Raw genomic sequence first — 22,803 nt, forward strand, 5'->3', positions numbered from 1 at the left:
GCGGGCCGCGTCAGCCGCCCCCCGCCGCGTCGCCGTCGGGACCGAGGAAGCGCTCCAGCAGCCGCAGCGACTCCTCCATGTCGATCTCCGGGTCCAGCAGCCACTGGATCTGCAGGCCGTCCGACGCGGCGATCACCAGGGCCGCGGCCGCCCGCGGATCGATGTCCGCCCGTACGCGGCCCGCCCGCTGCTCCCGGCGCACCCGCTGCGCCAGCGCCTCCCGCAGCGAGGCGAAGCGCCCGGCGAAGAAGTCGCGCGACTCCTCGTGCCCCTCCTCCAGCGCGCCCGCGACCAGCGCGGAGTAGAGCTGGACGAGCCCCGGCACCCCCCGGTTGCGGCGCGCGGCCCGCCGCATCTCCCCGACGGCCGATTCCTCCTCCGGCGTCGGGTCCTCCTCGGCGCACCGCCGCTCGGCGGCGGCGTACACCGCGACCAGCAGTTCCTCGCGCGAGGAGAAGTAGTGCCGCAGCGCCGCGTGCGAGACCCCGATCGCCTCCCCGATCGCGCGCAGCGACGTGCGCTCCGCGCCCCGTTCGGCGAAGACCTCGATCGCGCGGTCGAGGATCTCCCGCCGGCGCTCGACGCCCTTCGCGTACCGGCCGCGGCTCGGCGGCCCCGGGGGCGTGGCAGGTGAGTCGCTCATGACGGCATCGTACGGGCAGAAAACCTCCACGCGGAGGTTTTCGGTGCTACCGTCGGGCCGGACGCCGCGCCGGGGACGGCGCGCGCCGTGCCCGCCGCGCCGCACCGCCGCGCCCGTCGTGAGAGGACACCCGTGACCGCCCCCCTGCCCTACCTCGACCCCGCCCTGCCGGTCGCCGAGCGCGTCACCGACCTGATCGGCCGCATGACCCTGCCCGAGAAGGTCGGCCAGATGCTCCAGCTCCCCGCGGGCCGGGGCGTGCCCCACCTCGTCGGGGAGCTGCACGTCGGCTCGATCCTCCACGCCTCCCCGGAACACGTCCTGGAGGCCGCCGAGCTGACCGGCCGCACCCGGCTGCGCATCCCCCTGCTCGTCGCCGAGGACTGCATCCACGGCCACTCCTTCTTCGAGGGCGCCACCATCTACCCCACCCAGCTCGGCATGGCCGCGAGCTGGGACCCCGCCCTCGTGGAGCGCGTCGCCCGCGCCACGGCCGTCGAGGTCGCGGCGACCGGCATCCACTGGACGTTCTCCCCGGTGCTGTGCATCGCGCGCGACGTCCGCTGGGGCCGGGTCAGCGAGACGTTCGGCGAGGACCCGTTCCTCATCGGCGAGTTCGCCTCCGCCATGGTGCGCGGCTACCAGGGCGACGGCCTCGCGGACGGCACCGCGATCCTGGCCTGCGCCAAGCACTTCGCGGGCTACTCGGAGACCCAGGGCGGCCGGGACGCCAGCGAGGCGGACATCAGCCGCCGCAAGCTGCGCTCCTGGTTCCTGCCGCCGTTCGAGCGCGTCGCACGCGAGGGCTGCCGCACGTTCATGCTCGGCTACCAGTCCATGGACGGCGTGCCGATCACCGTGAACGACTGGCTCCTCGGCGACGTCCTGCGCGGCGAGTGGGGCTACACCGGCACCCTCGTCACCGACTGGGACAACGTCGGCCGCATGGTGTGGGAGCAGCACATCTGCGCCGACCACACCGAGGCCGCCGTCCGCGCCGTGCGCGCGGGCAACGACATGGTGATGACGACCCCGCAGTTCTTCGAGGGCGCCCAGGACGCCGTGGCCCGCGGCCTGCTGGACGAGAAGGACATCGACGCCGCCGTCCGCCGCATCCTCACCCTGAAGTTCGAACTCGGCCTCTTCGAGAACCCGCGCCGCCCCGACCCCGGGCGCCAGGCCGCCGTCATCGCGTCCGCCGACCACACGGCGCTCAACCTGGAGATCGCCCGCCGCTCCCTCGTCCTGCTGCGCAACGACGGCACGCTGCCGCTCGCCGGCGGCCTGACCGGGGGTGCGGACGGCCGTGCCGCAGCCCCGGACGGCGCGGCCCCCCGCACCGTCGCCGTCATCGGCCCCAACGCGGACGACGCCCAGACGCAGCTCGGCGACTGGGCCGGCTCCTCGGGCCAGGCCGACTGGCTGCGCCAGGGCCACCCGCGCGACATGATCGAGACCGTCCTTGACGGCTTCCGCGACCGGGTGCCGGACGGCTGGACCGTCACGCACGCCCGGGGCGCCGACATCCTGACCGTCGGCCCGGACCCGGAGGGCGCGTTCTTCCCCGACGGGCAGCCGCGCCCGGACGTCGTGGTGCCGGCCGAGCCGGACGCCGCCCTGATCGCGGAGGCCGTCGCCGCCGCCGAGGCCGCCGACTGGGCGGTCTGCGTCGTCGGCGACCGCATCGAGCTCATCGGCGAGGGCCGCTCCACCGCGACCCTCGACCTCGTCGGCGGCCAGACGGCGCTGCTCGACGCGCTCGCCGCCACCGGCACGCCGCTGATCGTCGTCGTCATCGCCTCCAAGCCGCTGGTGCTGCCGCCGTCGGCGCACCGGGCCGCGGCCATCGTGCACGCCTTCAACCCGGGGATGCGCGGCGGCCGCGCGATCGCCGAACTCGCCCTCGGGCTCATCGAGCCGACCGGGCGCCTGCCGCTGTCGTTCCCCCGGCACGCCGGCCAGCAGCCGACGTACTACAACCAGATCCGGGGCCAGCACGGCAGCCGCTACGCGGACCTCACGCAGAGCCCGGCGTTCGCCTTCGGCGAGGGCCTCGCCTACACCACCGTCGAGTACGGCGACCTGGAGGTCCTGACCCCCGCCGTCACCGCCGACGACACGGTCCGTGCCCGCGTCACCCTCCGCAACACCGGTGACCGGCCCGCCCTGGAGACCGTCCAGGTGTACATCAGTGACCGGGTGACGTCCGTCACCTGGGCGGAGAAGGAGCTGAAGGCCTATCGGCAGGTGCCGCTGGCCCCCGGCGCGACGGAGCAGGTCACGCTGGAACTGCCCGCCTCCGTCTGCACGCTGGTGGACGCCGCGGGGCACCGCGTCGTCGAGCCGGGCGGGTTCGAGCTGCTCGTCGGGCCGTCCTCCCGCGACGAGGCGCTGCTGCGCGCCGACTTCACCGTGACCGGCTGAGAGCGCACGGCCTCGCGCCCCGGCAAGCGATGTGCCGCCGGGGCGCAAAGCCTGCGCCAAGGCATCGTCAGGACGGCCCCCGCGGACCCGGTCGCGGTCACCCCCGCGGGTAGGGTCGGAGCGGTCCTGACATGGGCCGACGCGCGCACCGTGCGCCAGGGCAGAAGGGGCGGAAGCACCGTGACAGCAGGCGAGACCACCGCGGCCGGGAACGAGGAGCGGGGCGAGGTGATCCTCGGCGTGCTCGACGAGGCGTTCGGGCAACTGCTGGTCGCGGACCCGGCGGCGTTCCGGGTGAAGTACCGCAGGATGGCGGCGTCCGCGTTCGCCTTCTACCGGGGCACGGCCTGCCTGTTCTACCGCGACCTGGCGAAGGCCCCGGCCGCCGCCGACTTCCTGGACGACCGCACCGCGCACGTCTGGATCCACGGGGACCTGCACGCCGAGAACTTCGGCACCTACATGGACTCCGCCGGCCGTCTCGTGTTCAACGTCAACGACTTCGACGAGGCGTACGTCGGCCCCTTCCTGTGGGACCTGCAGCGGTTCGCCGCGTCCGTGGCGCTCCTCGGCTACACCAAGGCGCTGAGCGACCGCGTGATCAGCGACCTGGTCCGCGTCTACGCCGCCGCCTACCGCGACCGCATCGGCGCGCTCGCGGCGGGCACCCTCACCGACGAGGAGCCGTTCACCCTCGACACCGCGACGGGGCCGATGCTGGGCGCCCTGCGCGACGCGCGCTCCCGCACCCGCTTCGCGCTGCTCGACTCGATGACCGAGGTGCGCGACTGGGAGCGCGGGTTCGCGCCGGGCGGCGGAGCCATCCCGCTCGACGACGCCACGCGCTCCCGGGTGCTCGAGGCGTTCGACCGCTACGTGGCGACGCTCCCGCAGGCGCGCCTCGCGCGGCCCGACTCCTACCGGGTGAAGGACGTGGTGGGCCGCCGGGGGATCGGCATAGGAAGCGCCGGCCTGCCGTCGTACAACATCCTGCTCGAGGGCAACAGCGACGCCCTGGAGAACGACGTCGTCATCTACATGAAGCAGGGGCAGGTGCCGGCCGTCTCCCGCCATGTGACCGAGGAGCGCGTGCGCTCGTACTTCCACCACGAGGGCCACCGCACGGTCATCTCGCAGCGCGCCCTCCAGGCCAACGCCGACCCGTGGCTCGGCTGGACCGAGCTGGACGGCGCGGGCCAGCTGGTCGCCGAGGTCTCCCCGTACGCGGTGGACCTCGCCTGGTCGGACCTGGACGACCCGGAGGAGATCACCCAGCTCGTCGCCGACCTCGGCCGCGCCACGGCGGCGATGCACGCGGCGGCCGACGACTCCAGCGGCCAGTCGCTCGTGGCGTTCTCCACCGAGCACGCCATCGACGCGGCGATCGCGCGCGACGAGGCGGGCTTCGCCGACCTGCTCGTGGACTTCGCCCACGCCTACGGCAACCGGGCGCGCGCGGACCACCAGATCTTCGTCGACCTCTTCCGCAACGGCCGCATCCCGAACCTGTGAGCCCCGCCGCGCCCGGCGCCGCGGTCAGTACTTCTCGGACTGGCCGCCGTCGATCGTGACGGTCGTGGCGTTGATGAACGACGCCTCGTCGGAGAGCAGGAACGCCACGAGGCTCGCGACCTCCTCCGGCCGGCCGAAGCGGCGCATGGGGTTGACGGACACGAACTGGCGGCCCGCCTCCTCCCAGTTCTCCGGGTCCATCTGCTTCAGGGACGCCTCGACCATGGGCGTCATGATGGCGCCGGGCGCGATGGCCTTGACGGTGACGCCGTACGCCCCGTACTCGACACCCGAGTTGCGGGTCAGGCCGACCACGCCGTGCTTGGCCGCGGCGTAGCCCGACTGGTTGCCGACGCCCCGGATGCCGCCGACCGATGCGGTGTTGACGACCGACCCGGAGCCCTGCTCGCGCAGCACGGGCAGGACGTGCTTCAGGCCGAGGAACACGCCCTCCAGGTTGATGGCCACGACGCGGCGGAACTCGTCGCTGCCGAAGTCCTCGGTCGGGTTCTGCTTGCCCTCGATGCCGGCGTTGTTGAAGAAGGCGTCGACGCGGCCGTACTTCTGCAGCGTCGCCGCCACGTAGCGCCGGACGTCGGCCTCGTCCGACACGTCCGCCGTCACGGTGAGGACGGGCGTGCCGGGGGCGGCCTCCTCGACGGCGCGGGCCGACTGCGCCAGGCCCTCCTCGCTGATGTCGACGAGCGCGAGCCGCGCGCCCTCGCCGGCGACCCGGACGGCCGTCGCCCGGCCGAGGCCGGACCCGCCACCCGTGATGAGAACGACCTTGTCCGTGAACCTCTCGCTCATGCTGTGCCTTGCTTTCCCTGTCGTGGTCGTACGGTGGGGCGGCGCCGGGGCGCCACCGGGATCACCCGGACGAACCGGGCGCCATATGGTTGAACACTGAACCACTCGGTTCTGTTCCCGCCACGGAACACGCCGACCGGCCCGGCCCCGCCGCCCGGACGGTCCAGCGCCGGTGCCGGGTCCGTCCCGGACCGGTCGGCAAGCCCTCATCCGCGCGTGGCCGAAGGGCCTCCGGTACGTAACCTCCGCCCGGTAACTTCCCGCGGAGCGCCGCCGACCGGTGGACGCCCCCCACGCCCGAGAGCGAGAAGTGATGCCCTCCACGATCCGCAGAGCGGTGATACCCGCCGCCGGACTCGGTTCCCGTCTCCTGCCGCTGACCAAGGCGACACCCAAGGAGATGCTGCCCGTGGGTGACAAACCGGTGATCGAGCACACGGTCCGTGAGCTCGTCGCCTCCGGCATCACCGACATCACGATCGTCGTGTCGGGCGGCAAATCCCTGATCCAGGACCACTTCCGGCCGAATCCGGCCCTGGCCGACCGGCTGCGCGAGGACGGCAAGGAGGCGTACGCCGAGGCCGTCGAGGAGGTCGCCGACCTCGCGCGGCGCGGCCACATCACCTACCTCGACCAGCACGGCCCGTACGGCAACGGCACCCCGGTCCTGAACGCCGCGCGCAACGCCCGCGACGAGCCGATGCTCGTGCTGTGGCCGGACGACGTCTTCGTCGCGGACGTGCCGCGCGCCCAGCAGCTCATCCGCGCCTACGAGCTGACGAGCTGCCCCGTCCTCGCCCTCATGCCCATGGACCCGGCCGACTCCCGCCGCTACGGCGTGCCCGTCGTCAAGGAGGACCTCGACGACGGGCTGCTGCGCATCAGCGGTCTCGTCGAGAAGCCGGTCCCCGCCGAGGCACCCTCCGGGTACGCGGCGATCGGCGGCTACGTGATCACCCCGGGCATCGTCGACGAGCTGCGCGAGCAGACCCGCCGCTGGTACGAGCACCGGACCGGCGAGATCTACCTCACCGACGCCATCAACGCCTACGCGGCCAGCCGCGCCGTCTACGGGCAGGTCATCTCGGGCCGCTGGTACGACACGGGCAATCCGGCCGACTACCTCGTCGCGCAGATGGCGTTCGCGCTCGCGCACCCCGAGTACGGCCCGGCGCTCCGCAAGCTCGCACAGGACCTCGACGGCGCCCGGCCCTGAACGTCCCCCGCGGCATTCCGCCGGCGGCGCCCCGTGGATAGCCTGTCCGCCGGGGGACCGGCCCGGAGTGTCGAGGGGGGACCATGCGTCTGGTCGTGTCGGTGAGCGGCAGCTCGGGGGACGGTGAGGAGGGGGAAGGCTCGGCCGACCTGCGGCAGTGGCTGCTCGACGTCCCCGAGCTGCGGGGCCGCATCGGCCGGGGACCGCGGTACGCGGCGCCCCCCGCCGGCGCCATGGGCCCGGCGGCCGACGCGGTGCTCGCGCTGCTCGAACCGGGCGGTGTCGCCGCGGTGTTCGCCGGAGCGCTGGTCGCGTGGGTGCAGACCCGCCGCGGCAGCCACACCGTCACCGTGACCCGGCCCGACGGCACGGAGATCACCATCACCTCCCGCCAGGCCCGCTCGATGAGCCCCGAGCAGCTCGCAGCCCTCGCCGAACGCCTGGCCCGGCCGGCGGGGGACGGCGCACCGCCGGCATGACGGGCGGCCTCGCGGCACCGGGCGTCCGCGCGGTCCTCGTCGGCACCGGCGGCCATGTCCCCGGCTCGGAACTCCAGCGGCTCCCCTCCGTCGACACCACGCTCGACGACCTCCGGACCGCGCTGAGCGAGGTCTGCGGCATGGACCCTCGGCACATCACCCGCGTCCCGGCCCGCGCGACTCCCGCCGAGGTGATCGCCGCGGTGGAGGAGGCGAGGGACCGGGCCGCCGGGCCCGTGCTGTTCCACTACGCGGGCCACGGGCTCCTCGGCCCCCGGGACGAGCTGTACCTCGCCACCCACGGCGGCCGGTCCGCCCGCCACATCGCGCAGGCCGTCCCGTACCGCACCCTGCGCGACCTGCTGGGCGAGGCACCCCACGGCAGCATCGTCGTCCTCGACTGCTGCTTCTCCGGGCGCGCCACCGCCCCGCCGGCGGACGGCGGGGCACGGAACCCGTTCGCCACCGCCCGGCCGCGCGGCAGTTTCCTGCTCACCTCCGCCTCCCACTACGCCCTCTCCTTCGCCCCGGAGGGCGAGCGCCACACCCTGTTCACGGGGCGGCTGCTGCGGCTCCTCACCGAGGGCGACCCGGCCGGGCCGCCGTGGCTGACCGCCGACGGGCTGCACGCGGCGCTGGACCGCGCGTTCGCGGACGACGGGCGCGTCCGCCCGGCCCGTCACAGCGAGGGCACCCTGGGCTCGCTCGTCATCGCCCGCAACCGCGCCTACGCCCCCGCGCCCACCGCGGCCGGGGAGGCCGAGCCGCCGGCGGACGTGCCGTGCCCCTACCCCGGCCTGGAACCGTTCCGCACCGAGGACAGCGCGCACTTCTTCGGCCGGGACGACCTGGCCGCCCGGCTGCTCGACGCGGTGGACGGCGACGGCGGCCCGGTCGTGCTCGTCGGGGCGTCGGGCGCGGGAAAGTCGTCCCTGCTGCGCGCCGGACTGCTCGCCGGCCTGGCGGCCCGCCGGCACGCCCTGCTCCTGCCCGCCCCCGGGGAGCACCCCATGCGGGCACTGACCGCACTGTGGGCCGAGGCCACGGGGCGGCCCACGGACGAGGTGCGCTCCGCGCTCGACGCCGGCCGCCCACCGGACGCCCTGCCCGGACGGCCCGCCCCCTCCGTGCTCGTGGTCGACCAGTTCGAGGAGGTCTTCACCCGCTGCGCCGACCCGCGCGAGCGCGCCGCGTTCGTCGCCGCCCTGGCCGGTGCGGGGCCGCGGGTGGTCATCGGCCTCCGCGCCGACCACTACGGAAGCTGCCTCGACCACCCCGAACTGGAACGGGCACTGTCCCACGCCATCACCGTGCCGCCGATGCGCGAGGCGGACCTGCGTGCGGCCGTCGAGAACCCGGCCGCCGCTGCGGGGCTGGTCATCGAACCCGGGCTGACCGAGCGGCTGCTGCACGACCTGCGCGAGGGGCGCCCCGCGGCCGACGCCGGCGGCGCGATGCCCTTCCTCGCCCACGCGCTGCGCGGGACATGGCTGCGGCGCAGCGGAACGCGCCTCACCCTCGCCGGCTACGAGGCCACCGGCGGCATCTGGCGCTCGGTCGCCACCACCGGCGAGGACCTGTACACCTCCCTCCCGGCGGACGGGCGGCGGACGGCACGGGAGCTGCTGCTGCGCCTCGTGCACCTGCCCCCGGACGGCGGCGCCGCCGTCCCGCGCCACCGGGTCCCGCTGGCGGACCTGCCGGACGGGTCGGAGGAGATCCGGGACCGGCTGGCCCGCGCCCGTCTGCTCACCGTCGGCCGGGACACGGCGCAGATGGCCCACGAGGCGCTGCTGCGGGCGTGGCCCCGGCTGCGGCGCTGGATCGAGGAGGACGCGGCCGCGCTGCTGGTGCGGCAGCGGCTCCGCGCGGCCGCGGCCGAGTGGGACGCCGCCGGGCGCGACGCGGCGTTCCTCTACCGGTCCGGCCGTCTCGAAGCCGCCCTGGGGCTCGCCGGACTGTCCACCGTGGAGCGGGAGTTCCTGGCCGCCGGTGAGGAGGCGGCGGCCGGCGAGCGCCGCCGCGAGACGCGGCGCAGACGGATCCTGCGGCGCGCGGCCGGCGGCCTGGTGCTGGCCCTCGTCATGACGATCGCGGCGACCGTGGTGGCCGTACGGCAGCAGCGGGCCGCCGAGGAGCAGCAGGAACTGGCCACCGCGCGCGCCCTGATCGCCGAGGCCGGGACGCTGCGCACCGACGACCCCCGCCGGGCGCTCGCCCTGGGACTGGCCGCCCACGCCCTCGAACCCTCGGCCGAGACCCGCCGGAGCCTCTTCGAGACCCTGTCGGGTCCGTTCCGTGGCAGCTCCGCGCTGCCCTACACCGGGAACGCGACGTTCAGTCCCGACGGGCGGACCCTGGCCCTCCCCGGTCTCGACGACGTGTCTCTGTGGGACGTCGGAGGGCTCCCCGTCCCCGACGCACCGGCCGCGCGCCTGCCGTGCCGGTGGTCGGCCCCCGACCGCCCGCTCATCGGCGGTCCGGACGGCCGGACGCTCGCCGCCCCCTGCGACGGGAAGGTGACGCTGTGGGACATGGGAGCGCCCGGTGAGGAGCCGCGCAGACTCGCGTCCCTCGGCGTCGACGGCCTGCCGGGCGGGGCGCGGGCGGTGGCCCTGAGCGACGACGGCACCATGCTTGCCGCGGTGGGGTGGCGGGACGAGGAGGACGCCGGGGAGGAGGGCGGCGCGCTCGTGCTGTGGGACGTGACGGATCCCCGGCAGCCCCGGAGGCTGTCCGTCACGGAGGGCGTGGAGGGGGCGGACGGCGTGGTCCTCGGCCCGGACGGCCGTACGCTCGCCACCGTCTCGGACCGGATCGGGTCGAGCGGCCTGGTCCTGTGGGACCTCACGGACCCCGGACGGCCCCGGCCCGGCGACCGGGTGGCCGCCGACGAGGGAGCCGTCTTCAGCCGGGACGGCGGTCTGCTCGTCACCGGACGGTCGCGGTTCGTCACGCTCGTCGACGTCACGTCGCCGGGCAGGGCCGAGGTACTGGCCGAGTGGCCCGTGACCACCGACTTCGTCACGGCCTTCGCGTTCTCGCCGGACGGCGCGCGGCTGGCGACCGGCGGCTTCGGCGGAACCCTCACCCTGTGGAACCTGGACGACCCCCGGGAACCGCGCCGGGAGGCCGCCATGGGAGGGCACCGCACCGGCATCGACGCGCTGGCGTTCGACAGGGACGGCCGCTCGCTGTCGTCGGCGGGCGGCGACGAGCTCAGGCGCTGGGACCTCGCGGCCGCCGCCCGGGTCGTGGCGACGACCGCCGTCGGCGTGCCGGCACTGGACATGGCATTGTCCCGGGACGGCGCGGTCCTGGCCGTGAACCGGGTCGACGAACTCCAGCTCTGGGACATGACCGACCCGGCCGCACTCCGGCGTATCGCCGTCCTCCCCGCCCGGGAGGGAGGGACGAGCGACCTCGCCCTCAGCGCCGACGGCACCGTCCTGGCCGCCGCCTACTCCGAGGCCGTCGAACTGTGGGACGTCGCCGACCCGGCCGCCGCACGCAGGGTCGGTGAACTGCCCGTCGGGACCGACGTCTTCCCCGCCGTCGCCTTCGCCCCCGACGCGCCGCTGCTGTCGCTGTGCGGCACGGACCTCGGCCTGTGGGACGTCTCGGACCCGGCGGCCCCGGCGAGGACGGCCTCCCTCACGGACACCTCCTACTGCTCGGGGACCGTGACCTTCAGCCCCGACGGCAGCCGCCTTCTGGTCAGGACCGTGGAGGGTGACACCAGCCTGTGGGACTACGGGGCCGGCCGGTCCGGGCTGGTGCCGCTGACCGGCGGGCTCGGGGAGGACGACGGGATCTTCAGCCCCGACGGCACACTCGTGGCCACCGCGTCGTACCTGTGGGACGTCCGCGACCCCGGCGACCCGGAGGCACTGGGCAGGACCGGCGGTACGCCGCTGGCGTTCCACCCGGACGGCACGCTCCTGGCCGCCGTGGGAGAGCGCGGCACGGTCGAGCTGTGGAGCGTCACCGACACCCGGCGGCCGCACGAGGCGAGCGGCCTCGTCCACTCCGCCGCCGTGGACGACATGCTCTTCACACCGGACGGGCATGCCCTGACCCTCAGCGACAGCAACCTGTACACGTGGGACCTCGGCGACCTCCCGGTGATCGCGGCGGACACCGTCGGGATGGCGTGCCGGCTCACGGACGGCGGCTTCGGCTCCTTCGAATGGGCGGCGTACGTGCCCGACGTGCCGTTCCGGGAGAGCTGCCCCTCCGGGTGAGCGCGGCGGCGGCCCGTGTGATGCGCCACGGGCCGCCCGCCGTCAGGCCGTGGCCGGTGCCACGTCCGCGTCCTTCACCGGGGGAGCACCGGCCGGCGTGTGCTCCCGCACCACGGCGGCGAGGCCGCCCGGGTCCTCCGTGAACGCGGTGACCCGCAGTGCCGTCCCGTCCGTGAGCCTGATCCGCAGGGCGGTGTCGCGCCCCGCGGCGCGCGTCAGCGGGCGGCCGAACCGGACCTCCTCCACCCCGGTCACGTCCTCCCAGGGCACCACCCGGGAGTATCCGGCCCGCCGGTGCGCGAACCCGCGCTCCCTGACCGTGAACATCTCCGTCCCCGCGCGCCGCGCGTCCCGCGCCCGCACCACGCCCCGGCACACCAGCAGCAGGCCGAGGACCACCAGCACGGCGCAGGCCGGCAGCGGGAGCCCGGCCGGGGCGGCGGCCGCGCCGGCCACGGTCACGACGATCCCCGTGACCAGCGCGCGGACGGCCCGGCGGCGGCGCCCTCGTTCATCGGTCCTGTGCTTGCTCAGCGGCCGGCCCAGGGCTCGTTCGGCGGAAGAGGCCATCACGTCACCTCACGTACTCGATCTGTTGTCCCGTCGTCTCGGAATGCGGCGTCGATGCGCCGGCGACGCAGATGGTACGCCGCGCTCATGAGAGCGGGATGAGAGTCGCGCGGGCCGCCTCGACGCGCTCATCGTTCGACGACCCGTCGCCCAGCCCCCGCATGTCGCCGCGCAGGACGCGCCCGGCGTAGTAGACGAGGCCGATGGCGTGGCGGAAGTCGAGCAGCGGCCCGAGCGCGCGGTCCGCCTCATCCTGCGGCAGCGCACCCTCCGCCACGTAGTGCCGGAGCAGGGCGACCGCACCCGCCCGGCCGTCCGTGTCCATCACGGCCGTGGCCACGTCATACAGCAGCGCCCCCTCACCGGCCGCTCCCCAGTCGATGACACCGCAGGTGTCGGCGCCCGGCCCGAGCAGGTCGAACCGCCGGCGCGCCTCGCCCGGAGCCGCGCGGACCCCGCTCAGCAGCCGGTGGACGCGGCCGAGCACGGTGCCGAGCAGCGCGGCGTCCCCGGTGTCGGCGCCGTCGAGCGGACGGCCGGGGACATGGCGCAGCAGCGCGAGGTCGTGCCCGTCGACCGGGACCGACAGGGCGCCTCCGACGGTGCGGCCAATCCCGCCGTCACCCCAGTTCGACGCTGGTCGCCGCCCAGATGCCGGGCAGGTCCACGTCCGGCACGGGACCGGTGTACATCCGGGTGCAGGCGAACGACGGGCGCAGGCCAAGGCGTTCGGCCAGCCGGACGGCCGGGGCGTTCACGTCCGGGACGTCCAGGGCGACAGGGGACCCGGGCACGCGGGCCGCGAGCCCGCCGATCAGGGCCAGCGCGACCGCCTCGGACGCCGCGTACACCGGTCCGACGCGCGCCCCCGTCTCCGTCGGCCGCAGCACCGCGAACCCGCTCAGCGCGCCGTCCGTCACGGCGGCGAGCGACACGTGCTCCGGCAGGCCGACCCACAGGGACAGGAAGGCGTCCCTCGGCGCGGGGAAGTACCGCCGGTCGAGGGCGAGGAGATCGGCGAGGGGAACGGAGCGGCCGTCGATCACGGTGACGCCCGGCGCGGCCCCGTCGATGGCCGGCACGCCCTCGTACCTGATGTGCTCCCAGGCCGCGCGGAAGCCGGACCTGCGGTAGTTGTCCCGCTGCTCGGCCACCCCGTCGAGGCCGGTGTTCCGCCCGGCCACGTGCTCCATGACCGCCCGCCACAGCCGCAGCCCGAGACCCCGGCCGCGCAGCTCGGGCCTGACCATGTACAGACCGAGGAAGGCGTGGTCACGGCCGTAGCGGACGCCGGAGAGCGAGGCGACCGGTTCCCCGTCGAGCCGGCCGGTGAAGAAGCCGCCCGGGTCCGCCGCCTGGAACGCGAGGGGGTCCGACCGCCCCGGGTTCCAGCCCTCCGCGGCGGCCCACTGCCGGAACAGCCGCAGATCCGCCGTGCTCGCCGTCCCGATCCGGTACCCGTCCGTCATGGTCCTCCCCTTCGCCCGCCACGGCGGTGGCCGTCGCGGACTGCCCAACGCCCCACCGGCCCTGCCGGTCACGGCGGCACCGGTGCCGCCGCGTGGGCCGGTCAGCCGCGGTGGCCGCGCAGCGACGGCGGCACCGCCATCGCCAGCATGCACACGATCACGGCCGCCCCGCCCGCGACGATCGCCGTCCGCGGTCCGAAGGCCGAGCCCGCGACGCCGTGCAGGGCGTCGGCGACCCGCGGGCCGCCCGCCACCACGACCGTGAACGCGCCCTGGAGCCGGCCGCGCATCGCGTCGGTCGCGGCCGACAGCATGATCGCGTTGCGGAACACCATCGACACCATGTCCGCCACACCCCCGGCGGCGAGGAACACCAGCGCGAGCCACAGGCTCCCGCTCAGCCCGAATCCCACGACGGCCACGCCCCAGGCGACGATGCTGCCGATCACCATCAGTCCGTGCCGCCGCACACGGGAGTACGTTCCCGAGGCGAGGCCGCCGAGCACCGCGCCCACCGGGATGGCGGCGTACAGCAGCCCGAGCGCCAGGTCCTCCCCGTACGGCGCGAACGTCTCCGCCGCGAGCTGCGGGAACAGCGCCCGCGGCATACCGAGGACCATCGCGATGATGTCCGCGAGGAACGACAGCATCAGCACCCGATGCGCCGCCATGTAGCGGAAGCCGGCGACGACTTCCCGGCCGGCGGACCGCAGCGCCGACCGTGTGTCGGCGGCGGCCGTGTGCAGAGGCGGCAGAGCGGGCAGCAGCCACACCGCCCACACCGCGGCGCACAGCGCGATGACGTCGATCAGGTAGAGCGTGGGCAGGCCGATGACCGGTATCAGCGCCCCGGCCAGCAACGGACCGGCCAGCATGCCGGTGCCGGAGACGGTGGAGCCGAGGGCGGCCGCGGCCGCGATCTCGTCGCCCGGCACGAGCCGGGAGACGGACGCGTTCCTCGTCGGTGACTCCAGCCCGAAGAACGCCTGCTGGACGGCCAGCAGCACCATGAGGAGGGCGACGGAGTCGAGTCCGGCGGCGGCCTGCGCCCACAGCAGCAGCGATGTGGCGGCGATGCCGCAGTCGCTCACCAGCAGCAGACGACGCCGGTCCACCAGGTCGGCGATCGCGCCGCCCCACAGCCCGAAGACCGCGAGCGGCACGAGCCCCGCGAGGCTCGCCCAGCCGACCCAGGCCGAGGACCCCGTGATGTCGTAGATCTGCTTCGGCACGGCCACGGCGGTCAGTTGGCTGCCGACGGCTGTCACGATCGTCGACGTCCACAGCCGGCGGTAGGCGGGCCGGCGCAGCGGCCGGGTGTCCATCGCGAAGCGCCGCCACACGGCGCGCCGGGGCGCGGGGGCCGACGCGTTGGGGCGTACGTGTTCCGCGTGCTCACGGGGCCGGCGGTCGTCGGGGTCTGTTCTGCTGGTGTCCACGGCTGTCCCGGTCGTTCGTGTTCCCCCGCGGTGCGCTGAGGTTGGGCGTCCGATGAACATACCGGGCTGTTTCCGTACACGGTCAGGTGGGGAGAAGCGGGGACGGACCGGCACCGGTGCGCACCACGCCCGGCGCCGTGCCGCCCGGACAACGAAAGAGGTCGCAGCCGTGGCGTCGTGGGAAGGCCCCCTCGATCACCGCTACCAAGGTGAACATCCGATCCGTACCCTCGCCTACCTCTTCCGCCCCCACCGCTGGCGGCTGTTGGCGGCCTGTCTCGTCTTCACCGTCAAGCACAGCCCGATCTGGCTGCTCCCCATGGTCACCGCGGCCATAGTGGACACGGTCGTGCAGCACCTCCCGCTCGGCCGGCTGTGGACCAGCGCCGGCCTGATCATGGTGATCCTCGCGATCAACACCCCGCTGCACCTGGTGTGGGTCCGCCTGATGCACGGCAGCGTCCGCCGCACGGGCACCGCGCTGCGTTCGGCCCTGTGCACGCGCATGCAGCACCTGTCCATCGGCTACCACTGGCGCGTGAGCGCGGGCGTCCTGCAGACCAAGGTCGTCCGCGACGTGGAGACCGTCGAGCAGATGGTCCAGCAGACGTCCGAGACGGGCCTCGGCGCGGTGACCGTGCTCACCGGCGGGCTGATCATCATCGGCGTGCGGACCCCGGAGTTCCTCCCCGTCTTCCTGCTCGTGGTCCCGGTCGCCGCCACGCTCGTGTTCCGGATGCGCAGCCGGCTGCGGACGCACAACGAGATCTTCCGCCAGGAGGTGGAGCACATGTCGGCCCGGGTCACGGAGATGACGCGTCTCATCTCCGTGACGCGCGCCCACGGTCTCGAGCACGACGCGCTGCGCCGCATGGACGCGACCCTGACCCGCGTCCTGGACTCCGGCCGTCGCCTCGACCTCCTCAACGGCCGCTTCGCGTCGATGGCCTGGGTGTTCCTGAACACCCTCGGGATCTGCTTCCTGACCGTGGCGGCCCTCATCTCCTACTGGGGGGTGTGGCCCATCACGGCCGGCGACGTCGTGATGCTGAGCGCCTTCCTCACCACCCTGACCAACTCCACGACGACCCTCATGAGCCTCACGCCCGTCATCACCAAGGGACTCGAGTCGGTGCGCTCCATCGGCGAGGTCCTCCAGGCGCCCGAACTGGAGGACAACGACGGCCGGGCCGTGGTGCGCGCCGTCGAGGGCGCCGTCGACTTCCAGGGCGTCGGCCACCGCTACGCGGAGGGCGAGGAGCCGGCCGTCCGCGACTTCTCCCTCGCCGTGCGGCCGGGGGAGACCATCGCCCTCGTCGGCGCGTCCGGCGCGGGCAAGTCGACGGTCCTGAACCTGCTGATCGGCTTCATCCGCCCGACCACGGGCCGCCTGCTGCTGGACGGCACCGACATGAGCACGCTCGACCTGCGCACGTACCGCCACTTCGTGTCCGTCGTGCCGCAGGAGTCCATCCTGTTCGAGGGCACCGTGCGGGACAACGTCGCCTACGGCATGCCGGACGCCGGCGAGGAGGCCGTGCGGGCGGCCCTGCGCGACGCGAACGCCCTGGAGTTCGTCGAGCGGCTGCCGCAGGGCCTCGACACCGTCATCGGCGACGGCGGCGCGCGCCTGTCGGGCGGCCAGCGGCAGCGGCTCGCCATCGCCCGCGCCCTCATCCGCGACCCGCGCGTCCTCATCCTCGACGAGGCGACCTCGGCCCTGGACACGCGCTCCGAGGCGCTCGTGCAGCAGGCGCTGGGACGGCTGGTGCACGGCCGCACGACCTTCGTCGTGGCCCACCGGCTCTCCACCATCCGCAACGCCGACCGCATCGTGGTGATGGAGAACGGCCGGATCCAGGAGATCGGCTCGCACGACGAACTCCTGCGGCGCGGCGGTGCCTACACCGCGCTGCACGGAGCCGCCGCGGCCTGACGTGCCGTCCGCCGCTCGTCAGTGGTGGTGGGCGTGGACGACGGCGTGGCCCCTGCCGCGGCCGATCAGCCACCGGTTGACGGGCGTGGCGACCAGGAAGGCCAGGGCGAGCGAGAAGGCGAGCGAGCCCCAGAACAGCGGGTCCGGGAGCCCCGCGTCCAGCGCGCCGGGCAGGCCGGCCATGGTGGCGTTGTCGACCAGTTCCATGACGGCGATGGACACGGTGTCGGCGGCGAGCGCGATCCGCAGCGCCTGCCGGAACGGGACGGCGGCCCGCAGCACGCCGCGCATGGTCAGCGCGTACCCGAAGACGAACGCGAGTGCGACGGACAGTACGACGGTGCTCGCGTCGTGGAGCCCGGCCGCCGTCCCGATGACCATGCCGAGGACCTCGCCGATGGCGCAGCCGGTGAGGCAGTGCAGCGTCGCGCGGGCGGCGGTGCCCCAGCTGGTGCCGGCCGCCGCGCCGCCGTGCGCGTGCTCCGTGTGTGCGTGCCGGTCGTCGTGCCCCGTGTGTTCCATCGTCGGTCCTCTCCCTCGTGGCCGGACTCGGTGGTCGACCGGCTCAACGCTATACCCCCGGGGGGTATTCCAGAGGTGGGGGTACCCGGTGCCGCGGCCCGTCCCGCCGCGCGCGGACGCGGCGTTTCTCTTACGTTGAAGGCGGAAGCGGAGGCGGCCGCGAGGGAGTGCGGGATGACACGGGAAGTGGACCACGCGGCGCTGTTCGCCGCCACGCCGAGTCCCTACCTGGTCCTCGACACCGGCCTGGTCATCGCGGACGCCAACGACGCCTTCCTCCGGGCCACCGGACGGACCCGCCCGGAACTGCTCGGAAGACCGATCTTCGACGTCTTCCCCCGGCAGGGGGACACCCCGGAGACCGACACACTGCGGGCACTCGACGCCTCCCTGCGGCGCGTCCTCGACACGGGCGAGCCGGACACCATGGTCCTGCAGCGTTACGACGCACCGGATCCGACCCGTCCGAGCACGGTCGTCGAACGCTGGTGGTCCCCCGTCAACACGCCCGTGCGCGACGACGACGGTTCCGTCCGGTGGATCATCCACCGCGTCGAGGACGTGACGCCGTTCGTGGAGGCCCACCGCTCGCAGCACCCCGAGGGGAAGCGCCTGGAGGCCACCGAGTTCCTGGAGGCGGAGCTGTTCGCCCGGGCATCGGAGCTGCAGCGGCTGAACGAGGAGCTGCGCCGCGCCCACGCCCGCGAGCGGGAGGTGGCGGTGACGCTCCAGCGGGCCATGCTCGACGCGCCCGACCTGGAGCACCACCGGGACGTCGCCGTCCGCTACCTGCCCGCCACCCGCTCCCTGAACGTGTGCGGCGACTGGTACGACGTCGTCGACCTGCCGCCCGACCGGATGTCCGTCGCGGTCGGCGACGTGGTCGGCCACGGTCTGGAGGCGGCGGCCGTCATGGGCATGCTCCGCAGCGCCCTGAGCGCCGCCACCCGGGCTCTGGAGCGGCCGGCGCAGGCTCTTGAGGTGCTCGGGCTGTACGCCAGGTTCGTGGATGGCGCGCTCGGCACCACGGCCGTCAACCTGCTGATCGACCGGCGCAGCCGCCTCATCACGTACAGCAGCGCGGGTCATCCGCCGTCCGTCCTGATGCACGCGGACGAGTCGTACGAACTGCTGGACGCCGCCACGGACCCGCCACTCGGTGCCCGTCCGCAGCACGTCCCCCGGCCCCAGGCGAGCCTGAACTACGCGCCGGGGGACACGCTCGTCATGTACACGGACGGGCTCATCGAGCGCCGTGACGAGGACATCGACACCGGGCTCGAACGCCTCATCCGCCATCTGGGCGAGAACCGCGGGCTGGGCGCGGCGGAGCTGGCCGACACGCTCCTCGACCGTCTCGGCGTGAGCGGCGGCGGACCGGACGACACGGCGCTGATCGTCGTCCAGCTCTGAGACGCCCGGAGCGGATGCCCCGAACGGCCCAGCGGCCGCCGCCGGACTCGGACGAGCGCCCGGCCGGCGTCCGCCCACGCCGGAGTGACGCCGCGCGGCGGATCGGCAGCGAGCACGATCACGGGCGCGGAGCGGGCTGCCGTCCGGAACCCGGCCCCGCTCCCCGTGGCCGGACCGGGCGCGTGTCCCGGGCGCAGTGCTCCGGCCGCTGAGGCGGCAGTCGCTTCTCCGCTGCCGTCAGCCGGCCCCGCTCGTGGCCGGTGCGGGAACGCGCCCCCCGGTCGCCGCGGCGTGCAGAGCCGCGGCGAGTGTCCTGGCCTCGGGCTCCGTGGCCAGCCCGGGCACGAGGACGTGCCCGGACCGCATGGCCCCGGCCGGTGAACACCGGTCGCCACCGGGCGCCGGCGGCAGGTCCGCGAGGAGGGCCTCCGTCTCCGTGGGCAGGCGGCTCCCCGGAGCCGTCAGCAGGTCCAGTTCGACGCGCCAGCCGTCCTCCGTCGCGAAGACGCAGACGAACGGGTCCGCCGACGCCCGCGCCCTGCGGAAGGCAGCCTCGTACCGCGCGGGATCGGTGCCGTCGGGGACCTCCTCCGGGGCCAGTGCCCGCGGCACGCCCGGCCACTCCGCCCGTGGCGCCACGCGCGCGCCCCGGCCCGGGGAGAGCCGCACCCAGCCCTCGTCGGCCAGCGTCCGCACCGCGGCCCGCGCGGTCGCGGGGGAGACCCGCAGGTCACGGGCGATCCGCGCGCCCGGCGGCAGCGGATCGCCCGCCGCGGGCCGGCCCCGCCGGATGCGCCGCCGGTACAGCTCGGCCACCCGCGCGGCCGACGCGGCGGGCGCCGCCCCGAGCCGGAACTCCGCGACCGTCTCCCAGGTGTGGGACCCCGCCACGGGATCCCGGCGCATCCCGACGAGCAGCACCCGGTCCACCAGGACGTCCACCCGCTCGGGCCGCAGCGCCACGAGCGCCCCCGTGAGGTCGGGCGCGTCGAAGTCGGCGCGGGCGTACGCCAGGACGGCCCGGGGCCGGAACCCCTCGTCCCCGGGCTCCCTGTCGGCGCCGGCCGCCGCGGCCAGCCGCGCCGCGAGATCCGCCATGTCCCGCTCCGGGTAGACGGCGGCGCCGATCGTCGTGGCGCCCGGCCAGACCGGGCCGAGCTGCACGACGAACGGCCGTGCGCCCCGCAGCGCCTCGCGCGCCGCGTCCGCCAGCCGCGCGGCCCGCTCCCCGTCCGCCGGGCCGGGGATGCCGAGGAGCGTCACCTGCGCCCACCGGCCGGGCACGGCCCCGAGCCCCGGATGGCGGGCGAGGAGCGCGGCATGCGCCTGGACGTATCCCCGGTACCCGGGGGCGTCGCCGAGGGGAACGATGAAGTGGAGCCGGGGACCGCCGCCCGGCCAGATCCGCCATGGGGTGAAGAAGTTCTCCAACACGGGCCTCCCGGGCCGTCGTAGACGCTTCTCACGCTGCTCTCGCACTGCTGCGTCACCACGCTACGGGCCGGACCGGCCGCGCGGCACCGATTCGCGCGGAACTCCCGGCACGAAGCACGGATCCGGCGCGCGCCGCCCGTTGCGCGCGGGGCGTCCGCGCCCGCCGCGAAGGTGCTGCAGGGACCTGGTCAACTGCCCCAACTCCCCCGATCATAGGTCGAGTTGACCGCGCACGCCCCGGGGGCCGCCGGTGTCGCCCCCTGCCCGCACGCCTCAGCCACCCCACACTGGAGCCGCCATGCCCCGCCGTCCGATCGGCGCCCTGCTGCTCGCGCTCGCCGCACTGCTCACGCTCCTCCTCGCCCCCCTGCCCGCGTCCGCCGACGACTCCGCCGACCCGCCGGCCGCCCCTCGCGAGGCCACCGTGCCGCTGGAGAACGTCACGGCGACCACCACCCAGGTCGCGTTCGGCCTGCGGCGCCCGACGGCGCTCGTGGCGCCGGACGACGGCACCGGCAGGCTGTTCATCACGGAGAAGCCGGGCCGGGTCCGCGTCTACCACCCGGACACCGGCCTCGCCGCCGACCCGCTGATCGACCTGACCGGCGTCGTGGACGAGTCGGGCAACGAACGCGGTCTCCTCGGCATCGCGCTCGCGCCCGACTTCGCGGAGAGCCAGGACGTCTACCTCGCCTACACGGCCCTGCCCGACGGCGCCGTCACCCTCGCCAGGTACGGCCTCGACGGCGGCACCCTCGACGTCCTGCTGAGCCAGCCGCACGCCGAGAACACCAACCACAACGGCGGGCAGCTCGCCTTCGGCCCCGACGGCTACCTCTACTGGAGCATCGGCGACGGCGGCGGCTCGGGCGACCCGTTCGACACGGGCCAGCGCCTCGACACCCTGCTCGGCAAGATCCTCCGCATCGACGTCACGGCGGCGTGCGGCGACCTGCCCTACTGCGTGCCGGCGGACAACCCGTACGCCGGGGTCGAGGGCGCCCGCGAGGAGATCTGGGTCCACGGCGCGCGCAACCCGTGGCGCTTCTCGTTCGACCCCGCCGACGGCTCGCTGTGGATCGCCGACGTCGGCCAGGGCCGCTGGGAGGAGTTCGACCACCTCGCCGCGGGCCAGGGGGGCGCGAACCTCGGCTGGTCCTGCTACGAGGGGCCCGAGGTGTTCGACGCGACGCAGTGCGACCCGTCCGCGGACTACGTCGAGCCCGTGTCGTACTACTCGCCCTACACCGGCGGCTGCGCCGTCATCGGCGGCGGGGTGTACCGGGGCCAGACGTACGCGGACCTCGTCGGCGGCACCTACATCGCGACCGACTACTGCTCCTCCACGGTCTGGGCGATCCGCGAGACGGCCGGCGGGCAGTACGAGACGGCCGAGATCGGGGAGATGCCGACGCAGGTCACGGCGTTCGGGACCACGCCCGAGGGCGAGTTCTACGTCGTCAACGACCTGCCGGGCGGCCTGCACCGGGTCGCGTTCGAACGCTCGGAGCCCGTGTGCCGCGTCGCGTACTCCGCCACGACCTGGGGCACCGGCCTCACCGCCGACCTGACCATCACGAACACCGGCACCGAGCCGGTCAGCGGCTGGACCCTCCAGTACACGCTGGCGCAGGGCCAGACCCTCGTGTCCGACTGGAACACGACCGCCACCCAGGGCGCCAATGTCGTGACGGCCACGAACGCCGCGCACAACGCGACCATCGCGCCGGGCGAATCCGTCACCATCGGCTACCTGGCGGAGCACACGGGCGACACGGCGCCGCCCACGCGCTTCTCGCTCGACGGGCACCCCTGCGGCACCGGGGCGTGACGGCCGGCCTCCCCCGCCGGGCGGCGGGGGAGGCGCTTCCCGGCCCCCGCGCCGCGCCACGGCCGGGGCCCGCGCGGTAGCCTCCTGGCCTGGGCGCCCGCCGCCCGCCCGGCGGTGCCGGGCACGGCGGCGCCCGGGCGGGACGGTGTGACCGGGACGGTGCGAGGAGATCCAGTGGCAGGAACGGCGTACGACCGCCTGCGTGCCGACATCGTGGCCGGCACGATCCCGCCGGGATCGCACCTCGGGGAAGTGGCGCTCGCCGAGCGGTACGGCGTCTCCCGCACCCCGATCCGGGAGGCGCTGCGCCGCCTGGAGCAGGACGGCCTGGTCGAGCGGATCGGCCGGCGCATGCATGTGCGGCTGCACCGGCCCGAGGAGATCCTCGACATCTACGACGTGCGGATCATCCTGGAGGAGGCCGCCGGGCGCGGCGCCGCGCTGCGGCACACGCCGCTCGACATCGGACTGCTCACGCGCGCGTACGAGGACATGCGGGCCGTCGCGCCGCACGACCACGCCGAACAGGCCCGTACCAACCGGGTGTTCCACGAACGGCTGCGCAACGCCAGCCACAGCCCGACGCTGATCGACCTCCTGGAGCGGCTCGGGGACCACCTGCGGCGCTACCCGCAGACCACGCTCAGCCACCCGGGGCGGTGGACGGCCGTGCTGGCGGAGACCGGCGCGCTGCTGGAGGCGGTGCGCGAGCGGCGTGCCGACGACGCGGCGCGGATCGCGGCGGAGCACATGACGGCGGCGCGGGACATCCGGCTCGCCATGTACACCTCGGACGCGCCCGACGGCACCCGCTCCGGCGCCGCCCCGGAGGCCGGCGCGGCGCACTGAGGCGCCCGGCGC

17 protein-coding genes are annotated in these 22,803 nt (G+C 74.9%); 9 read left to right on the top strand and 8 right to left on the bottom strand.

What is annotated here, in order from left to right:
* Positions 1-10: 10 nt before the first annotated feature.
* Complete coding sequence (locus EMA09_RS27490; protein WP_129843653.1) at positions 11-643, bottom strand: TetR/AcrR family transcriptional regulator; 633 nt, start codon at positions 641-643, stop codon at positions 11-13.
* Between the two features lie 132 nt (positions 644-775).
* On the opposite strand from EMA09_RS27490, the gene EMA09_RS27495 reads away from it, so the two are divergent.
* Together EMA09_RS27495 and EMA09_RS27500 are read left to right on the top strand one after the other, a co-directional pair.
* On the top strand, positions 776-3,067 hold the full coding sequence (locus EMA09_RS27495; protein WP_129843654.1) for a glycoside hydrolase family 3 N-terminal domain-containing protein: 2,292 nt from the start codon (positions 776-778) through the stop codon (positions 3,065-3,067).
* Positions 3,068-3,247: 180 nt separating this feature from the next.
* Entirely contained in the window at positions 3,248-4,579 is a 1,332-nt protein-coding gene (locus EMA09_RS27500; protein ID WP_129843655.1) for a DUF2252 domain-containing protein, read from the top strand.
* A gap of 24 nt (positions 4,580-4,603) precedes the next feature.
* Here EMA09_RS27500 and EMA09_RS27505 read toward each other — a convergent pair whose 3' ends face one another.
* On the bottom strand, positions 4,604-5,389 hold the full coding sequence (locus EMA09_RS27505; RefSeq protein ID WP_129843656.1) for a glucose 1-dehydrogenase: 786 nt from the start codon (positions 5,387-5,389) through the stop codon (positions 4,604-4,606).
* A gap of 313 nt (positions 5,390-5,702) precedes the next feature.
* Here EMA09_RS27505 and EMA09_RS27510 point away from each other — a divergent pair, with 313 nt between their 5' ends.
* The 3 genes from EMA09_RS27510 to EMA09_RS27520 all read left to right on the top strand — a co-directional run bounded on the left by EMA09_RS27510 (position 5,703) and on the right by EMA09_RS27520 (position 11,328).
* Entirely contained in the window at positions 5,703-6,605 is a 903-nt protein-coding gene (locus tag EMA09_RS27510) for a UTP--glucose-1-phosphate uridylyltransferase (RefSeq protein ID WP_129843657.1), read from the top strand.
* Positions 6,606-6,688: 83 nt separating this feature from the next.
* Entirely contained in the window at positions 6,689-7,084 is a 396-nt protein-coding gene (locus EMA09_RS27515) for a hypothetical protein (protein WP_129843658.1), read from the top strand.
* A complete protein-coding gene (locus EMA09_RS27520; RefSeq protein ID WP_129843659.1) occupies positions 7,081-11,328 on the top strand; it encodes a caspase family protein in 4,248 nt (1,415 codons plus the stop codon). The genes EMA09_RS27515 and EMA09_RS27520 overlap by 4 nt, the downstream gene beginning before the upstream one ends.
* Positions 11,329-11,370: 42 nt before the next feature.
* Here EMA09_RS27520 and EMA09_RS27525 read toward each other — a convergent pair whose 3' ends face one another.
* From EMA09_RS27525 to EMA09_RS27540, 4 genes are all read right to left on the bottom strand, one after another.
* Positions 11,371-11,898 (bottom strand): PH domain-containing protein, encoded by a 528-nt coding sequence (locus EMA09_RS27525; RefSeq protein ID WP_129843660.1) that lies wholly within the window; start codon positions 11,896-11,898, stop codon positions 11,371-11,373.
* 85 nt (positions 11,899-11,983) lie between these two features.
* Positions 11,984-12,385, bottom strand: a complete 402-nt coding sequence (locus tag EMA09_RS27530) for a hypothetical protein (RefSeq protein ID WP_129843661.1) — start codon at positions 12,383-12,385, stop codon at positions 11,984-11,986.
* Positions 12,386-12,518: 133 nt separating this feature from the next.
* Positions 12,519-13,367: a GNAT family N-acetyltransferase gene (locus EMA09_RS27535; RefSeq protein ID WP_129843662.1), complete on the bottom strand. Its 849-nt coding sequence runs from the start codon at positions 13,365-13,367 to the stop codon at positions 12,519-12,521.
* A gap of 101 nt (positions 13,368-13,468) precedes the next feature.
* On the bottom strand, positions 13,469-14,806 hold the full coding sequence (locus EMA09_RS27540) for an MFS transporter (protein WP_240796599.1): 1,338 nt from the start codon (positions 14,804-14,806) through the stop codon (positions 13,469-13,471).
* Positions 14,807-14,975: 169 nt separating this feature from the next.
* Between EMA09_RS27540 and EMA09_RS27545 the strand changes: the two genes are divergently transcribed.
* Positions 14,976-16,742, top strand: a complete 1,767-nt coding sequence (locus EMA09_RS27545) for an ABC transporter ATP-binding protein (RefSeq protein ID WP_129843664.1) — start codon at positions 14,976-14,978, stop codon at positions 16,740-16,742.
* Between the two features lie 18 nt (positions 16,743-16,760).
* On the opposite strand, the gene EMA09_RS27550 is transcribed toward EMA09_RS27545, so the two are convergent.
* Positions 16,761-17,264, bottom strand: a complete 504-nt coding sequence (locus tag EMA09_RS27550) for a DUF4396 domain-containing protein (protein ID WP_129843665.1) — start codon at positions 17,262-17,264, stop codon at positions 16,761-16,763.
* 174 nt (positions 17,265-17,438) lie between these two features.
* On the opposite strand from EMA09_RS27550, the gene EMA09_RS27555 reads away from it, so the two are divergent.
* Positions 17,439-18,677 carry a SpoIIE family protein phosphatase gene (locus tag EMA09_RS27555; protein ID WP_129843666.1) on the top strand — a complete coding sequence of 413 codons (1,239 nt, stop codon included), beginning with the start codon at positions 17,439-17,441 and terminating at the stop codon, positions 18,675-18,677.
* A 237-nt stretch (positions 18,678-18,914) separates the two neighbouring features.
* Here the strand turns inward: EMA09_RS27555 and EMA09_RS27560 are convergent, their stop codons facing one another.
* Positions 18,915-20,111 carry a GntR family transcriptional regulator gene (locus EMA09_RS27560; RefSeq protein WP_129843667.1) on the bottom strand — a complete coding sequence of 399 codons (1,197 nt, stop codon included), beginning with the start codon at positions 20,109-20,111 and terminating at the stop codon, positions 18,915-18,917.
* Between the two features lie 298 nt (positions 20,112-20,409).
* On the opposite strand from EMA09_RS27560, the gene EMA09_RS27565 reads away from it, so the two are divergent.
* On the top strand, positions 20,410-21,942 hold the full coding sequence (locus EMA09_RS27565) for a PQQ-dependent sugar dehydrogenase (protein WP_129843668.1): 1,533 nt from the start codon (positions 20,410-20,412) through the stop codon (positions 21,940-21,942).
* A gap of 174 nt (positions 21,943-22,116) precedes the next feature.
* Positions 22,117-22,791 carry a GntR family transcriptional regulator gene (locus EMA09_RS27570; RefSeq protein WP_206306018.1) on the top strand — a complete coding sequence of 225 codons (675 nt, stop codon included), beginning with the start codon at positions 22,117-22,119 and terminating at the stop codon, positions 22,789-22,791.
* Positions 22,792-22,803: the final 12 nt, after the last annotated feature.

The sequence above is a fragment of the Streptomyces sp. RFCAC02 genome (assembly GCF_004193175.1).
Classification (GTDB): Bacteria; Actinomycetota; Actinomycetes; order Streptomycetales; family Streptomycetaceae; genus Streptomyces.